The sequence below is a fragment of the Alloacidobacterium dinghuense genome (assembly GCF_014274465.1).
In the GTDB taxonomy this organism is placed as follows: domain Bacteria; phylum Acidobacteriota; class Terriglobia; order Terriglobales; family Acidobacteriaceae; genus Alloacidobacterium; species Alloacidobacterium dinghuense.
In genome coordinates this window covers 4742745-4759288 of record NZ_CP060394.1, presented here as the reverse complement: position 1 = coordinate 4759288, position 16544 = coordinate 4742745, and the positions used below count along the sequence as shown (strand labels likewise).

Here is a 16544-nt window from a genome sequence, read left to right as displayed (position 1 = left end):
TGAAGAACTCAAGCGATGGGGCGTCATTCGAGAACCAAACTAGATCGCCGAAAGTGATCGTCTCCTTCTCTGGTTACGAGCCTCCGTTTGATCCAGCGCCAATTGTTCGCCGCATGCTCGATTCGGTGCCCAAGAACTATCTGGTGGGATTGGGTGAGGTAGTGCTTTCCAACTCAAGCGGCCTTTCGGGTAAACGTCGCGATATCAGAGTCAAATCGAGAAAGCGCAACGTGAGCTTGGCTACGGCAAGCGGCGCATATCACGGGGCGTCTCGCGGCAGCTCTGCCTGGATCGAAATATTCGTGGACAACGCCCTTCGGGGTTGGGAAAAGGGATGGTGGCTGAGAATTCCCTACATCCGTGAGGGAAGACTGTCCGACGTGCTTTTCCATGAAATCGGACACCACATTCATCGTGCTGTTCGCCCGGAGCACCGTGAAAAGGAGGACGTGGCGGATGTTTGGAAGGTGCGCCTCGAGCGCAATTACCACCTACAACGCTTTCGCTGGATGGGCATAGGCCGTCGAATCATTCGCCCCCTGTTTGGTGCCTATATAGAACGTCAGAGACAAAAGCTGGAATTGGGAATGCTCAAGAGGGGGCAAATTTCCCGGGCCGAATATCTGGAGCGTGTCGCAAACAAAGGAACCCGGACGCTCGATGCACCTTGATCCTGATCACCGGCAATACGGAATGTATGGTCCGCCGCGCTGACGCAGGCGAAAAGTGAAGATGACGGTTTGGTCTGCGCAAATGTATTCGTCTGCCCAGAGCAAGCGCCCAATTCTTACAATGGTGCTCCCGGTTTGAAGCTCCGGCTTGATGAGATTAGACGATTACTCAAGTTCGAATGAGCGATTCCAGGTCTCGATGACGCGTGTCTCGCGTTCAAATCCGAGTGTGCTCACCGACCCTGTTCCCAATGCCAATAGACTGCCCCCTTCCGGCGGTAGACCGATCCAGGTGGCGGCCAGTATGCGGAGAATATGGGCATGGGCGAAGAGCGCGACTTGTCCAACTGAAGCTGTGCACCGATCAATGATCGATTGGGCTCTGGTTTTTACCTGTGCAAGCGTTTCGCCTTCACGAGGATTGTTCTTCCAGATCGTCCACCCAGGCTGCTCCTTTCGGATGTCAGCGGTTGTGCGGCCTTCGTATTCTCCGTAATCCCATTCGCTTAAATCGGAATCGATCTGAGCAACATCACCATAGCCCGTGATGCTACAGGTTTCGCGTGCACGTTGGCGCGGACTGGTCAGCACCAGAGAAAACTGCTGCTGGTGCAGATGATCTGCCATGTGCGCAGCGCGTTCCCGTCCTCTGTCGGTTAGAGGAATATCCGTCCTGCTGGTATGCGCACCGGATAAACTCCATTCTGTTTCGCCATGTCGAATCAGCCAAAGCCGTACTTTATGGTCGGACATGTCTTCACTCCATTTGCACCATTGAATTTACCGCAGCCGTGTTAAACGCAGGACGATCGAATCTACTGACTCAATGCAGCGGCGTTCCGGTATTCCCGATCATGAACCAACTCTTTCAAAATGTGGCAACATGCGGTGTGATGTCATGGCCCCAAAAATTCCTCAGACCAGAAACCATAAGGGAAGTATTGCCGACAACCGGGGCGGTACACTTGAGCAAGTATTGCTGCCATGGATGAACTGAAGTTTGACGAGTTCGCTGACTTCATTCGGGAGTACCGGCAGGTTCCTGACCGGAAGAGGATTTCGCCGGAAACGCAGTTCGAGCGCGATTTGGGACTGACTGGGGACGACGGAAGCGACTTGCTAGAAGCCACAGAGAAACGTTTTCGTGTAACGCTCGCCTCTGAGGAAAAAGGACTGCGCGAGACGTTCAACCTCGGGCCGAATGAATACCTCTTTCACTCCGAAGGTTGGGACATATTCCCATTCCGATTTACCTCGCTGTTCGGCGTGGAACCAACGGTCCGTGAGTTCACAGTTGGGGAGCTGTTCGAGGCGGTGCGGAAAGCAAAGGCCGTAACGAAGTAGACTTTACCGCGAAATGTTCGTGTGGCCGGCAACACGGAAGTACGCACCGAGATGTCGGTATTGCCGTCGGATTCGGCCCAGCTAGGGCGTCGATAGGAATCGTTCAATCTCGCGCATGACTCTGTCGTTCTGGTCTGTTTGAAACAGAAATTGAGCGTGAGCAGAACCATCAAGGATGATGAGTTCCTTCGGCTGGGGAGTCTTCTCGTACTGGGCACGAATCCCAGGGAGTCGCAGGCCGTCTCCACTGCGATCTTCGCGCGCAAGAATGTACAGCGCCCTCGACTTCAGCTTTTCTGCGGAGAGGTTGGGCGCAGCGCCCAGAAATACGATGCGATCAATTTCACCCGGTGCTCCCATGATGGACGCATCTCCAGCGGCTGCGCCGCCGAAACTCCCACCAATGACCGATACGGTTTTAGCGCCGTGCGCTTTCAAGTAGGTAACGGCGGCAAGCACGTCGTTCGGAAACGGGGCAGTGAAGAAATCTGCCTGGCCGGGGCCTGTCGAGCAGCCAAATCCGCGAAAATCAATGGCAAGGATTCGAAATCCTTTCGTTGCTAAAACCTGTGCCTGCTCTTTCCAACTCTCCTTGTTGAATTGGCCGCCGTGGGCGAGGACCACCGCGCGATCACCTTGACCATAAAGGTCACCACATACTTGACCACCATCTTTGGTTGGAAACGAGATGGTTTGCTGCGCTGCCGCGAGCATCGTGAGGATGAAGGCAAGAGGCAGGGAGCGTAGCGCTGACATGCGGAAATTATACGAAGCTGGATATGCTGTTCTCCTTCATGCGCCTGGAGCGGAACGCATGCTGATCCGGCACCTGCAGGAGCTGGTGCGCGGGATTCTTGAAAGGCATGAAGAGAAACGCGTGCCGCCGTGCGTGCGTATTCGATTACGAGGTATGGATGGACGCTGGCTCCGGTGCTGGAACAGATTTGTGGCTGGGGGCGTGTGCATATTGCGCGGGTGGAGAGGAACGAGCGGCTGCTTGAACGTGCTGCTGTGTTACGCGTGCATCGCTGAGATTCTTCCTCCCGTTGGTCGTCAGAATGACGACCTCGAGTTTTGAATGAGGCCAGCCCGCTACTCGGCGCGCAGGGCGTCGACCGGGTTCACCGCTGTTGTGCGCCGCGACGGCACATAGCTGGCGAGCGCAGCGGCTGCGGCGAGTCCCAGACAGACGGAGCCGTAGGTGATGGGGTCCATTGGACTCACGTGAAAGAGCAGCGAGGACAGGAGGCGCGTGACGGCGACCGCGACGATCAGTCCGCAGATGACGCCTGCTCCGGCCAGAATCAATCCCTGACGGACGAACATTCCGGTGACGTCTTTGCGCTGCGCGCCGAGGGCGATGCGGATGCCGATCTCGCGCGTGCGCTGCGTAACGGAATACGCGATGACGCCGTAGAGTCCGACGATGCCGAGGAGCAATGCCATGCCGCCTGCGATGGCGAGCATGACCAGCGTGAAGGAAGTGCGCGCCATCGACTTCGAATAGAAGTAGCCCTCGGTGCGAACGTCGGCGAGCGGGAGGTTTGCGTCGACCGACCATACGGCTTGCCGCACCTCTTTCATCAGGCTCTCGGAACCTGCGCGCGGGCTGCGGATGACAAACACCACGGTGCGGCTCACGTGCACCATGTCGCTCTCGAAATGGTTGAGGAGAAGCGGCCAGTAGGCGATGGAGGGCGCGTCCTTGTTCATGCCGTCATCGTGTATATCGCCGACGACGCCGACGATCTCGCGCCAGTCATCTTTCGTGCTGACGCGTATCTGTTTGCCGAGCGCATTGGACGGGCTGCGCCAATACTCGCGCGCGAAATTCTCGGAGACGATGGCGACGGGACGCCTGTCGTAGAGATCGGTCCAGGTGTAGTCACGACCGGCGATGAATGGAGTGCCCACAGTCTGAAATTCTCCCGGCGAGACGAATTTGAAACGGCGGAGCGGAGGGAAATCTCCTTCGGCGTAGGCGCGGTCCTGCGCGAAGACCGGGTCCTGCCACTGGCCGCCGTCCATGGGCGCGGAATTGGTGAGCGCAACCGAGGATACGCCCTGAATGGCCTCGATCTTGTGTGCGATGGCTTCCTGCATGCGCACGACTTTCTGCTCGTCGGAGACCTCGGCTTCGGGGATGGTGATGCGGAAGGTTTGAACGTGGGCGGGATCGGAGAATCCAGGGCTGACGTGCATCAGGGCGCGGAAGGTGCGCACCATCAGGCCCGAACAGATGAGCAGCACAAAGGCGAGACCAACCTGAATGACGACCAGAGTGTTTCTGGTGCGATGGCGCTCGCGTCCCTGGCTCTGTGCGCGTCCGCCTTCGCGAAGCGCCAGTCCTAAGCGCGCGCCCGCGTATCGCATGACGGGAATCAAGCCGGAGAGAAGGCTCGCGAAGAGCGAAGCAATCAGAGTGAAGATGAGCACGGGAGTGTTGATGCCTATGTCGTCGATACGCGGAAGCCCTGCCGGAGCGAGCGCTACCAGAACACGCAGGGCGCCATAGGCGAGAGCGAGTCCGAGTGCGCCTCCAGCCAACCCGATCACCATGCTCTCGAGGAGCAACTCGCCACCGATGCGGCCCCGGCTGGCGCCGAGTGCGGAGCGAATGGCAAATTCCTGCTGGCGGCCTTCGGCGCGAACGAGCAAGAGATTTGCAGCGTTCGCGCATGCGATCAACAAGACCATGCCGATGCTGCCCATGAGGATCCAGAGAAGCTTGCCGACATCTCCGACTACATCCTGCATGAGCGGGCGGACTTTGGGCGTTAGTTGCGCTTTCTTGAATAGGCCAATGCTGAAGCCGGGAGGCGTGGGGAAGCTATCCCAGACGGTGGGAATCATGCGGCCTACGTCGGTATTGGCTTCGGTGAGCTTTACGCCGGGCTTGAGACGGGCGATGCCTTCATAGCTGAACTGGCCGAGGGTTGTCTTGTTGCGATCGAACTGGATGGGCAGGATGATCGCGGGCATTTCCCAGTCGAGGAACTGAAACTCTTTCGGCATGACGCCGATGATCTGGCGCGGCTTGCCATCGACGGTGAGGGTGCGACCGACGATGGAGCGATCGGACCCGAACTTGCGCTGCCAGTAGCCGTAGGTCAGCAGGATCGTATCCGGGCTGCCTGTGGTGGCGTCGGTGCGATTGAACCAGCGGCCCAGCATCGGGGAAACGCCGAGTACGGGCAGCAGGCCATCGGTTACATCGAGCGCGTTCACGTGCTCCGGCTCCGCTGTTCCGGTTACGCTGACCGAATCGCCCTGGTAGAGGCCGATGTCCTGAAATGTGCGGTTCTGCTCGCGGTAGATGAAGTAATTCGACGGAGCCATGTTCACGTCTTGAAGGCCAAGGCCGGGAGCTGTGTGCCACACGCCGACGAGTCGTTCGGGATGGGGATAGGGGAGAGGCTTGAGCAGGACGCCTTCGAGGACGCTGAAGACCGCGGTATTGGCGCCGACGCCGACGGCGAGAGTGATCAATGTGATGCACGTAAACATGGGCGCACGCCATAGTCTGCGCAAAACCTGTCTCAGCTGGCTTTTAAAGGATTCCACTGGGTTGGCCTCCGATGGAGCGGGTCGCCGTCCTGAAGGGTGATACGCAAGTCGGGGAGTTCGGGTTCCGTCGGAAGCCCAGGGTCTCAAAAATGCGAGCCCCAGTGCTCTTAACGAATTGAGATAATTTGGTTGTCAACGACAGCTATCGTGAAATGGTTCCGAGAAATTTATGGCACTTGATAATCCTGAATACGATGTAGCTATTTCTTTTCTTGCAAAGGACGAAGCTATTGCCGAAGCCTTCTACCGCGGACTTAGCGAAACGTTGGGCGTCTTCTATTATCCGAAGAACCAAGAGGATCTCGCTGGCACAGACGGGATGGAGACTATGCGAAAGCCCTTCTTAGAAGACTCGCGCGTGATGGTCGTTCTGTATCGCGAGCAATGGGGCAAAACCCGATGGACGGCCATTGAAGAAACTGCCATCAAAGAGGCGTGCTTTAACGGTGGTTGGAAACGACTCTTTTTTGTCGCGCTAGAGAAAACCGGCCTCCTTCCGAACTGGCTCCCGGAGTATTACGTCAGATACAACTTCGAGGAATTCGGTATTGATCAAGCCATCGGCATTATCAAATCACGGGTACTAGAAAATGGCGGCCAGCTTTCTCCAATGACGCCCTTAAAAAAGGCGGAGCTGCTAAGGATCGATGAGCAATACCGATACGACAAGAGTCGTATGGACTCTCCGGAAGGCCTTGCGCAAATTTTGGAGAAAGTCAAAGAACTCTTCAAGGAAATATATGCGGGCTGTGAAGAACTAAATACCCAAGGCCATCAGCAAATCGTCTGTGAGAGCAATTATCAGAACAGAGCCACCGATCAGGCCATCTTCCTCATAAACGAACAGGTCAGCATTACCGTAGTTTGGCATCAGCTGTATTTCGGCAGGCTAGAAAATAGCGGACTCTATCTTCGGGAATTCAATGGACGGATCCTCTTGCCGAGTGAGTTGGGCCATTTTATGCAGCTGCGCCCTCCTGACCAGATTCGTGAAATTGAATATGAGCCGGAGCTCTCACGGTCGCGAGAATATGGCTGGACGCTCAAGAGAAAATCCCAAGGCTTCATTTCGTCAAAAGAACTGGCGACGAAATGCATCCTGCAGTTTATGGAACTGATGGAGAAAATGGCGAACGGAAAGATCAGGCGACCCAAGATGTACTAACTACCCAAGCCACTACTCAAATAAATCGGGGATGCTGGTGAATGCGATGCGCGTGGGAGCGGCGGCTTTCGCGAGCAGCATGCTTGCCGGAAACAAAGTGTCGAGCCCGTATTTGTGATTGAGGGTGTCCATGGTGGTGGAGAGGCGCGTGCGCCGCGATTCATCTTCGAGACCGGAGAAGAGGCTGAGCGTGTGCAGGTGGTCGGGCACGAGGTTTCCCAGCCATACGCCGACGAAGAATGGTCTTTGAAACTGGTCGCCCTGGGGCAGCTCGGCCCAGAGTTTGCACAGGGCTTCGACGAGAGTCTGATTGTCCTGGCACTCGATGACGGTCATGCCGTGGGACCATCCGCTCTGCGGAATGCCGGAGAGGTGACGTTTTTTGGCGATTTCCTTGGGGACGACAAACTTTACGGAGAGCGATATGTTCGTAGTCCAGAGATGCGCGGCGCGCAGACGCATGGCGGCCTTGTGCAGCAGCTTGTGGGCGATGGCGTAGGCTCCGTCGCGCGTGCGGAACTCGGGCGGGAGCATGTGGCTCTGGCTGATCGACTTCTGGTGCTCGAGCTTGGGGTCGTTGAAGTCTTCGCCGCGCAGCCAGTGGTAGAGTTTTTCCCCTCCAACACCGCCCCAGACCTCGCTCAGCTTTTCGTGGTCGAGGGCGAGCAACTGTTCCATGGTGCGGATGCCACGGGAGTGCAGATGCTTTTCCATCCGAATGCCAACGCCGGGCAGGTCGCGCAATTCGAGTTGCTGCAAGGCTGGTTTGAGAATGTCCCTGGTGAGGGCGACGAGGCCGTCGGGCTTCTCCATGTCAGAGGCGATCTTGGCGAGGTAGCGATTGGGCGCGAGTCCAACGGAGCAGCAGAGGGTGCTGCCTACGTCGCGCTTGATCGTTTCCTTGATGCGACGCGCCAGGTCGAGGGCCGCAACCAGGGGCTGCTCGCGGCCGATAAGGCTGCAGGCCATCTCGTCGATGGACATGACGGTGGAAACGGGGACGCAGCTTTCGACGGCGGCGACGATTTTCTTGTGATATTCGACGTAGAGCTCGTGTCGCGCTTCTACCAGCTCGATGCCCGGGCACATACGTTTGGCTTCGCCGACCTGCGTTCCGGTTTTGACCTTAAAGGCTTTCGCTTCATAGCTGGCGGCGATACAGAAAGTGGTGTCGGCCATGAGCGGGACGACGGCTACGGGCCGGTTGCGCAGCTCGGGGCGGAGCTCCTGCTCGACGGAGGCGAAGTAGGAGTTCAAGTCGAGGAAGAGCCAGCGGACCCGCGGCTCAGATTTTTCAACGAGTTGGCTAGAAGAGGGCACAGCGCTTTTATTTTCGTATTTCGTTCGCTGGCAGTACAGCGGAATCTATACGCGATGCGGTGAGACTGCATCTAATAGACTGTTCATGCCCAGCGGCCCTGCGCCGATAAGGCATCTAGCCGCGAAACTCTCACAAAATTTGCTTACTGTGGGCAGAAACAGTGAGATGATGATGGCACCCGTTGGAATCTGTGCGGCATGACGCAGATTCCGAAAGAGGGCATGGACTATGTGGTTCCTTAGAATGCACGATTTGTTGGGCCATTTATCGCGATTGAGCGATTTTTTGCCTGCTATCCTGGTAACGATCGGTGTGGCGATGCTCATCGGATGCGCTGTTGGTTGTGTTTGCACTCCGTGCGAAGAGAAAGACGACCTCTTTCACAAAGAAGTTTATTAGCATCGACGCACGCAACTAGGCCAAGCAGTAAAGACCCTTACCCCTGAACGCATCTCTGTGCTCCTCTATAATCCGACTTCATGGAGACATCTAAGCCAGCTGTACGAGCGGAATCGCTCGAAGAACTGGAGCGCCGTAACCGACTGGCGGAAGAAGGCGGCGGGAAAGAGCGGCGCGAACGCCAGCACAAGGAAGGCAAGCTCTCTGCGCGCGAGCGCATCCACCTGCTGCTCGATGAAGGCAGCTTCGAAGAAACCGACAAGCTGGTTACACATCGCTGCACTGACTTCGGCATGGAGCAGAAGCGCATTCCCGGTGACGGCTTTGTTACCGGCTACGGGCGCATCGATGGCCGCACCGTCTTTGTTTTCGCGCAGGATTTTACCGTCTTTGGCGGCTCGCTCTCTGAGACGAATGCGGCGAAGATCGTCAAGATTATGGACACGGCCATGCGCGTGGGCGCGCCGGTGATTGGCCTGAACGACTCGGGCGGGGCGCGGATTCAGGAGGGCGTGGTTTCACTCGCGGGGTATGCGGACATTTTTCTGCTCAATACGCTGGCCAGCGGCGTGATTCCGCAGATCTCGGCGATTCTTGGGCCCTGTGCCGGAGGGGCGGTCTATTCGCCGGCCATTACTGATTTCACGCTGATGGTGGATAAGACTTCCTACATGTTTGTGACCGGGCCGGACGTGATCAAGACAGTCACGCATGAAGAGGTCACCAAGGAAGAACTGGGCGGGGCGAGCACGCACAACGAACGCTCCGGCGTTGCGCATTTCATGGCGCACGACGATGCGGAATGCCTGGCGATGATTCGCGAGCTGTTCGGCTTCATACCGTCGAACAATCTCGACGATCCGCCGCGCCGTGTTTGCACCGATCCGATGGATCGCGCCGATCGGGAGCTTGATTCGCTGGTGCCCGAGGAATCGAACCAACCGTACGACATCAAGGATGTCATCCAGCGCGTGGTGGACGATGGATATTTCTTTGAGGTGCATGAGCACTTCGCTCGCAACATCGTGATTGGGTTTGCGCGCATGAACGGGCGGCCGGTGGGCATTGTCGCCAATCAGCCTGCATTTCTCGCGGGTGTGCTCGATATTGACGCAAGCGTGAAAGGCGCGCGATTTGTGCGCTTCTGCGATGCCTTCAATATTCCGCTTATCACGCTGGAGGATGTGCCCGGCTTTCTGCCTGGAACGCAGCAGGAGTATGGCGGAATCATTCGCCACGGCGCGAAATTGCTTTACGCTTTCGCGGAGGCGACGGTGCCAAAACTGACTGTGATTACGCGCAAGGCGTATGGCGGAGCGTATTGCGTTATGAGTTCGAAACACATTCGCACTGACATGAATTTTGCCTGGCCGACGGCGGAGATCGCGGTGATGGGTCCTGAGGGCGCCGTGAATATCGTCTATGGACGCGACTTGAATCAGGTTGTCGCTGATGCCGAGGCCAGCGAAGGTCCGTTGAGCGAGGAACGCAGGCAGCAGTTGCTGGCTGCTGCGCGCACGGAAAAAGTGCACGAATTTCGTGAGCAGTTTGCCAATCCGTATATTGCCGCTGAACGCGGCTATGTCGATGAAGTGATTCTTCCCCGCGAAACACGTCGCCGCCTCATCACCGCGCTCGAAATGCTGCAGGGCAAGCGCGACAAGAATCCGCCGAAGAAGCACGGGAATATTCCGCTATGAGCGAACCTGTCAGCGTGGCGACTGCGGAGCACTACGTCTGGGGCCAGGTTTGCGATGGCTGGCACCTCTTGCGCTCGGATGGCCTCAGCATTATCGAAGAGCGCATGCCTGCGGGAAGCGAAGGGCAGCGGCATTGGCACGAGCGCGCGCGTCAGTTTTTCTATGTGCTTGAAGGTGAGCTGACGATGCAGTTCGACGACGGGGCCGCCGTCATTCGTTCGCGCCAGGGAGTTGAGATCGCGCCCGGTCTGCCGCATCAGGCAAAGAACTGCTCCGGTACGGATTTGCGCTTCCTGGTGGTTTCGCAGCCTCCAAGTCATGGCGATCGGCAGACTTAACGCTTACGAAAAGCCTCTTTCTGAGATTTCGCATCTCTTTCTATAAGCACGCCAAAAACCCGAAGCTGGAGATGCAGAGATGGCTACGTCGCAGAAAAAATGGGTCAGGGAGGTAAAGACTGATTCCACGCACCCTCCAGAAGGACTCTTCAAGAAGAATCCCGAAACCATTGCGCGCTCGCTTGCCTCGAAAAAGGTTTCGCCCAAGGGGCCCGGTTCCGGTATGAGAATGCTGACATACTTTATCAATCGCGCAGGAAAGGGCTTAAGCGCGACGGACAAAGCACGCCTGGAAAAAGCGAAAGAACTGCTTTCAGAGCGGGTAAAGAAAGCACGCGCAAAAGAGCACAAACGCGCGGCTTGAGCCTTCGTCTAAATCTTTAAAGTCTGACCATTTTCCTGATCGCAGGCTGAAACGTCAGCTTGCCATTGCACACTATTCACTCAGCGGTGGTATGTTATTGCCTGCCGTTAAACCTGGGTCGCAAAGTCAATCTAAGAAATACGAGGTGATCCCATGGCTTCCCGCGTCACTCTGGAAAAAACCCTACATAAAGCGCCTGCACATGCCACGCATCTGGGGCGCACACCATCAGGCAACGTGATCAGTGTCTCCGTCATCGTCAGGCGGAAGAATCCACTCAAGCTGAGCGAGTTGAAAGGGCGCCGGCTATCGCATGCGGAATTCAACGCTCAGTATGCGGCCAATCCGGCGGATTTCGAAAACATACGCGTCTTCGCGAAGAATCACGGTCTCTCCGTGGATGAAGCGGCTTCGAGCCTGCCACGCCGGACGATTGTGTTGAAGGGCACGGCTGAGGCTATGGAGCAAGCCTTCGGCGTTCAACTGAACTCCTATGAAGACACGCGGCACAAGAAGCGCTTCCACGCCTTTGAAGGTACGATCTCCGTTCCGGAAGACCACGCGCCGGCCATCGAAGCCGTGCTCGGGTTGGATTCGCGCCCGATTGCAACGCCGCATTTCCGGCGCAGAGACGATTCTGCTGATCCTGACAAAAGAAAGAAACAGCAGCCGACTACTCCCTCGCTTCAGCCTCAGCCCTTCAGCGCGGTGCAGGTTGGACAGCTTTACGGATTCCCAACCAACCTGAACGGAAGCGGCCAGACGATTGGCATTCTCGAATTGGGCGGTGGCTACACCGATAGCGATCTTCAGACTTATTTTCAAGGTGTAGGACTTAGCACACCCAACGTGACGGCAGTCAGCGTTGACGGCGGGTCGAACTCGCCCGGCGATCCGAACGGCGCGGACGGCGAAGTGGAACTCGATATTGAGGTAGCCGGCTCTGTGGCGAATGCGGCGAATATCGCGGTGTACTTTGCACCGAATACCGACCAGGGATTCATTGATGCCATCACGACCGCGGTTCACGACACCACGAACAAGCCTTCTGTGCTTTCGATCAGTTGGGGTGGTCCGGAGTCGGCCTGGTCGGCGGCTTCTGTGACTGCGCTTGACAATGCCTGCCAGTCAGCAGGGGCGCTGGGGGTGACGATCACAGTGGCTTCGGGCGATAGCGGGTCGAGCGATGGAACGAATGGCACCGTGGTCGACTTTCCCGCATCCAGTCCGCATGTGCTTGCCTGCGGCGGAACGGAACTGTTTGCCAATGGCACCAGCATTGCGGAAGAAGTTGTTTGGGACGATCAACCGCAAGGTGGCGCAACCGGCGGCGGATTCAGCGGATCTTTCGCCGTGCCAACGTGGCAGGCAAGCGCATTGCCTTCGGGCAGCAGCGGACGCGGCGTACCGGATGTTTCCGGCGATGCGAGCCCAGAGAGCGGATACAACATCATTGTCGATGGTCAGCCGCAGGTGGTTGGCGGCACGAGTGCGGTGGCTCCGCTGTACGCAGGGTTGATCGCTCTGGCGAACCAGCAGCTGGCTTCGCAGAATTCGCCTTCGGCGGGCTTTATCAATCCCACGCTTTATGAAAACGCCAGCGCATTCAATGACATTACGCAAGGCAACAACGGCGCCTACTCGGCTGGACCCGGATGGGATGCCTGCACGGGTCTTGGCTCGCCGAAAGGCGCAGCCATTGTGACCGCATTGGCGGCAGTAGTCGCGACGGCCGCCTCGGGAAGCTAACGAGGCGGTTGTATCACCGGCTTGCCTTTGTCGTTGAGCGCGACGTAACCGAAGGGGGTGTGGTGGTCGTGTGTGAAGAGCACCAGCCACTCTTCGGGAATTGCCCGCGCATAGAAGCGCTTGCGCTCTTCGATGCAGGTGAGCGGATCGAGATCGTAGCCCATCACCCATGTGATGTCGAGGTGGGCGCTCGTCGGAATCAGGTCGGAAATATAGCAGGCTCGCTTGCCGCCTGATTCGAGATGCACCGCCATGAGCTGTGACGTGTGTCCGGGAAAACCTTCGACGGAGATGCCGGGAACGATCTCCCGCGTTTCACCGCGCTTTACATCAAGCAGCGTCATCTGCCGGCTCTCTACCAGGGGATCATAATTCTCGCTGATGTAGCTGATTGCGTCGCGCTCCAGTTGCAGGTGGCCGTGTTCTACTTCGCCGCGGTGCGCGAAGTAGCGCGCATTTGGGAAAGTGGGGACGACCCTTCCATCTGACGTGCGCGTGGTATTCCATCCGCAGTGGTCAAAATGCAGATGGGAGTTGATAACGATGTCGACTTCTTCCGGCTTGATTCCGGCAGCGGCGAAGGCGCGCAGCAGGTTCTGCTTTGCGCCGTAGATCTCTCGTAATTTGTCACTGAGCTTGTTACCAATTCCTGTCTCAATGACTACGGTCTGTTTTCCGGTGCGCACTACGACTGTGTTCAGGCCCAGTAGAATGCGATTCTGATCGTCGGTAGGCGCGCGCTTTTCCCATAAGGGCTTGGGTACGACGCCGAACATGGCTCCGCCATCAAGGAAGTAGAAACCATCGCTCAATACGGTGAGTTCGAAATCGCCGAGTGTGGTTCGGCCGCGAATCAGCTCATGCGAGTCAGCCCGTTCTGCCGGATGGCTCACTGTGCTGCACCTGTCGGTTTGAGATACGTTTCAAAGTGCCACAGGATGCGCTCATAGAGATGCGTGTGCGCCACTGGTCCGGCAATCGAATGCGTTTTGCGCGGATAAGGCTGGAAGTCGTAGGGGATCTTCGCATCGATCAGCTTTTGAATGTACTGGATGGAGTTGGCGAAGTGCACATTGTCGTCGCCCGTGCCATGCACCAGCAGTAGATGGCCCTTCAGATTCTTTGCGGACTCCTGCACGGAAGCTTCGCGATAGGCTTCGGCGTTTTGTTCGGGCAAGCCGAGATAACGCTCGGTGTAGATTGAGTCGTAATTTCTGAAGTCGGTGACGGGGGCGACGGAAACACCGGCGCGGAATCGATCGGAGTGAGAGAGGGCATTGAGCGTGAATGTGCCTCCCCAACTCCAGCCCCACCAGCCGAGACGATTCTTATCGAGCTGCGGATACTTCACCAGGACCTGATCGATCGCTGCCAGCTGGTCGCTTAACTGCACCGGTCCAAAGTTGCGATATGCTGCTTGCTCAAAGTCGCGTCCACGACCGCCCATGCCGCGGTTGTCGACGTGCAACACGGCGAATCCATGCTGCGCGAGCAGCTCGTCGAAGAAGAAATTCGGCCCTCCCCAACTATCACGCACCGTCTGCACGTGTGGGCCGCCGTAAGGATTGTTGATCAGCGGCACGCTGGCAGGAGAGGTCGCGCCCGGCGGCAGAAGCAATGAAGCATAGATCGTCGTTTTGCCGTCCGCGGCTTTCAGCTGCAGGATCTCGGGACGAACGAGGTCATATCCCTTCGGCGGTTCGGCGTGCCAGATTCTCTGGCAAATGATGGCATCGTGACAAAGGCTGATCGTGGGCGGCGTCATCTTGTCGGAATAATGATCGATATATGTCGCAGTGCCTTCCGCGAAGTTGGTCCGATGCACGCCGTCTGGTTTTGAAATGCGCTGCTTGCCCGTTCCGTCGAGCTTCACCGACCATACCTGTTCCTGCAGTGGATCGCCTTCGTTCGAGAGGTAGTAGACAGTCTTGGCGTTTGTGTCGACGGACTGGATCGAGTTTACTTCGTAGTCGCCATCTTCGAGCTGATGTACCGGTTGTGCGGGACCATCAAGCGGATTCTCTGTGTTGTAGTTATAGCGGAAGATGTGCGTGTGGCCGTCGCGCCAACTGGTGATGAGAAAGTCGCCGGGAGCGAAGAAGTTTACGTCATAGACTTCATCGAAGAACTTGTCGTCGTTCTGCGCCAGGACCAGCCGTGAATCTCCTGTATGAGTATCGGCGAAGTACAGGTTCAGATGTTTGTGATCGCGTGTCAGGACTTCGATCCAAACGATGTGCGGATTGATCCATCCAAAACGCGGGATGTAGTCGTTGCTTTCATCCATCGGCACTTTCATCCAGCTTGTTTTGCCGCCCATTGCGCTGACCACACCGACGCGCACGCCGGGATTCGCGTCTCCGGGCTGCGGATAACGCTGCTCGTCGACAGCTGCATGGGTCGGGATCCAGTCGACAATGGGGTACTGCGGTACCGAGGCCTCATTCATCTGCAGATAGGCGAGCTGCTTGGAGTCCGGTGACCAGAAGTAGTTGCTGCGGACGCTCAGCTCTTCGAGATAGACCCAATCCACCTCGCCATTCAGCAGTGTAGGTTCGTGCGTATTGGTGACGGCGGCGGCTGGAGTAGAAGGACGGCCTACGTACAAATTGTGATCGTGCAGATAGGAAATGAACTGGCCATTCGGTGAAAACTTCGGATCGTCGCCGCTGCCTTGCCCGGTGCGTCCGACTTCGACGCCGGTTCCGTTTTGCAGGTCATACATCCAGAGTGTGCCGTTGGTGTCGAAGAGCAGACGCTTCGAATCGGGCGTCCAGATATAGTCCGGCTCGCTGTAGCGCGCGCGATGGTCGCGGTCCTTCTCGTTCAGTTGCGCGTTCATGATCGGCGCAAGTTTGTCGCGGCTCAGCAGCCGGCTCATTTTTCCGTTCGAGGCGCTTAGCTCCATCAGGTCGCCTTGCTCGCCGATGTAGACGGCGCGGCTCCCATCAGGCGCCCATGTCATCTCACCCGGTTCACGCTGGGCGAGACTGCCGTTGCCGAAGATGTCGGTGACGGTCCATTGTTTTTGCGCCTGGGCATGAAAACTGACAACCAACAGCAGAGCTGAGGCAAAAGCTGACAAACGATGCACTTCGAAAACCCCCCGAAAATTGGCTTACGCCGCTCGGGAAGATTCGATGTGCGGCGAAAGAACAATTTTAGTGCCTCCTTGCTCTCTTAGAACAAATCAGCGTGAGTGCCGGTACGAACCAGATACAGATCCTTCCCATCGATTTTGTAAATTAGCAGCCAGTCAGGCTCGATATGGCAGTCGCGATGATGTTTCCAATCTCCGCTCAGGGGATGATCTTTGTAATGCGGAGGCAAATGCTTGTCTTCCTCGAGCAGCAGAATCAGTTCCCGCAGCTTCGCCATGTCTTTACCACGTTTCACGGCCAACTTCACATCGCGCTTAAACTGAGCGGTGCCGACAATATTGCGCATTTGTTCTTCTCCTTTGCTCTGAACGGAAAAACGCCCCAAGAGGAGCGACAGCATGAACAGCAGCAGCTTTCTCTTGAGGCGCTTCCTTCTCGCAAGGAGTGATGGCGTATTCTCAATTCGATTCCAGCATTGACCGAAAGTCGGGTCAAGCCAGGTCACAACATTTCTGCAGGTATAGGCGTTATACCTTAGATACCCAGGTCCTTAAACAGTGCCTTGGAAGAGCTGAATCGCTTGCCCTTCTTCTTGTCTGCCGCTCGCATGGTTTTTACAGTGGTTGCATTCGGGACCCGCACTTCAAAGGGAAGCGCTTTCTCCGCAGCTACCCGCACCAGCATCATTCGCACAGCGTCGGAAACGGACATCCCCATTTTTGCCAGTGTCTCAGATGCCTGTTCTTTCACCTTCTCATCCACCCGGACATGAACCATTGTCGTCGAGGACATTTTGCTCTCCTGAGATGCATTGTATCTCAATTC

General features: G+C 56.9%; 15 protein-coding genes. 7 read left to right on the top strand and 8 right to left on the bottom strand.

Annotated features, from left to right (window positions below; translation table 11 throughout):
• Nucleotides 1-113: 113 nt before the first annotated feature.
• Complete coding sequence (locus tag H7849_RS19735) at nt 114-671, top strand: hypothetical protein (protein WP_186741830.1); 558 nt, start codon at nt 114-116, stop codon at nt 669-671.
• Between the two features lie 165 nt (nt 672-836).
• Here H7849_RS19735 and H7849_RS19730 read toward each other — a convergent pair whose 3' ends face one another.
• A complete protein-coding gene (locus H7849_RS19730) occupies nt 837-1424 on the bottom strand; it encodes a histidine phosphatase family protein (protein WP_186741828.1) in 588 nt (195 codons plus the stop codon).
• A 231-nt stretch (nt 1425-1655) separates the two neighbouring features.
• Between H7849_RS19730 and H7849_RS19725 the strand changes: the two genes are divergently transcribed.
• Entirely contained in the window at nt 1656-2015 is a 360-nt protein-coding gene (locus H7849_RS19725; RefSeq protein ID WP_186741826.1) for a DUF1493 family protein, read from the top strand.
• Between the two features lie 81 nt (nt 2016-2096).
• Here H7849_RS19725 and H7849_RS19720 read toward each other — a convergent pair whose 3' ends face one another.
• Nucleotides 2097-2771 (bottom strand): alpha/beta hydrolase, encoded by a 675-nt coding sequence (locus tag H7849_RS19720; protein WP_186741824.1) that lies wholly within the window; start codon nt 2769-2771, stop codon nt 2097-2099.
• A gap of 336 nt (nt 2772-3107) precedes the next feature.
• Nucleotides 3108-5579, bottom strand: coding sequence for an ABC transporter permease (locus tag H7849_RS19715; RefSeq protein WP_285288903.1), 2472 nt, complete (start codon nt 5577-5579; stop codon nt 3108-3110).
• 172 nt (nt 5580-5751) lie between these two features.
• Here H7849_RS19715 and H7849_RS19710 point away from each other — a divergent pair, with 172 nt between their 5' ends.
• On the top strand, nt 5752-6747 hold the full coding sequence (locus H7849_RS19710; protein ID WP_186741820.1) for a TIR domain-containing protein: 996 nt from the start codon (nt 5752-5754) through the stop codon (nt 6745-6747).
• A 12-nt stretch (nt 6748-6759) separates the two neighbouring features.
• Here the strand turns inward: H7849_RS19710 and H7849_RS19705 are convergent, their stop codons facing one another.
• Nucleotides 6760-8067, bottom strand: coding sequence for a DNA polymerase Y family protein (locus H7849_RS19705; protein ID WP_186741818.1), 1308 nt, complete (start codon nt 8065-8067; stop codon nt 6760-6762).
• 480 nt (nt 8068-8547) lie between these two features.
• Between H7849_RS19705 and H7849_RS19700 the strand changes: the two genes are divergently transcribed.
• The 4 genes from H7849_RS19700 (at nt 8548) to H7849_RS19685 (ending at nt 12618) form a co-directional block, all read left to right on the top strand.
• Nucleotides 8548-10167, top strand: coding sequence for an acyl-CoA carboxylase subunit beta (locus H7849_RS19700; protein ID WP_186741816.1), 1620 nt, complete (start codon nt 8548-8550; stop codon nt 10165-10167).
• Nucleotides 10164-10505 carry a cupin domain-containing protein gene (locus tag H7849_RS19695; protein ID WP_186741815.1) on the top strand — a complete coding sequence of 114 codons (342 nt, stop codon included), beginning with the start codon at nt 10164-10166 and terminating at the stop codon, nt 10503-10505. Before H7849_RS19700 ends, H7849_RS19695 begins: the two co-directional genes overlap by 4 nt.
• 79 nt (nt 10506-10584) lie before the next feature.
• A complete protein-coding gene (locus H7849_RS19690) occupies nt 10585-10869 on the top strand; it encodes a DUF3175 domain-containing protein (protein ID WP_186741813.1) in 285 nt (94 codons plus the stop codon).
• A gap of 153 nt (nt 10870-11022) precedes the next feature.
• Nucleotides 11023-12618: a S53 family peptidase gene (locus H7849_RS19685; RefSeq protein ID WP_186741811.1), complete on the top strand. Its 1596-nt coding sequence runs from the start codon at nt 11023-11025 to the stop codon at nt 12616-12618.
• On the opposite strand, the gene H7849_RS19680 is transcribed toward H7849_RS19685, so the two are convergent.
• The 4 genes from H7849_RS19680 to H7849_RS19665 form a co-directional block, all read right to left on the bottom strand.
• The gene (locus H7849_RS19680) at nt 12615-13511 is read right to left on the bottom strand and encodes an MBL fold metallo-hydrolase (protein ID WP_186741809.1); all 897 of its coding nucleotides are present in this window, start codon (nt 13509-13511) and stop codon (nt 12615-12617) included. The genes H7849_RS19685 and H7849_RS19680 overlap by 4 nt on opposite strands.
• Entirely contained in the window at nt 13508-15712 is a 2205-nt protein-coding gene (locus H7849_RS19675; protein WP_186741807.1) for a S9 family peptidase, read from the bottom strand. Before H7849_RS19675 ends, H7849_RS19680 begins: the two co-directional genes overlap by 4 nt.
• A gap of 86 nt (nt 15713-15798) precedes the next feature.
• Complete coding sequence (locus tag H7849_RS19670; RefSeq protein WP_186741806.1) at nt 15799-16065, bottom strand: type II toxin-antitoxin system RelE/ParE family toxin; 267 nt, start codon at nt 16063-16065, stop codon at nt 15799-15801.
• Between the two features lie 188 nt (nt 16066-16253).
• Complete coding sequence (locus tag H7849_RS19665) at nt 16254-16511, bottom strand: type II toxin-antitoxin system RelB/DinJ family antitoxin (protein WP_186741804.1); 258 nt, start codon at nt 16509-16511, stop codon at nt 16254-16256.
• Nucleotides 16512-16544 lie beyond the last annotated feature (33 nt).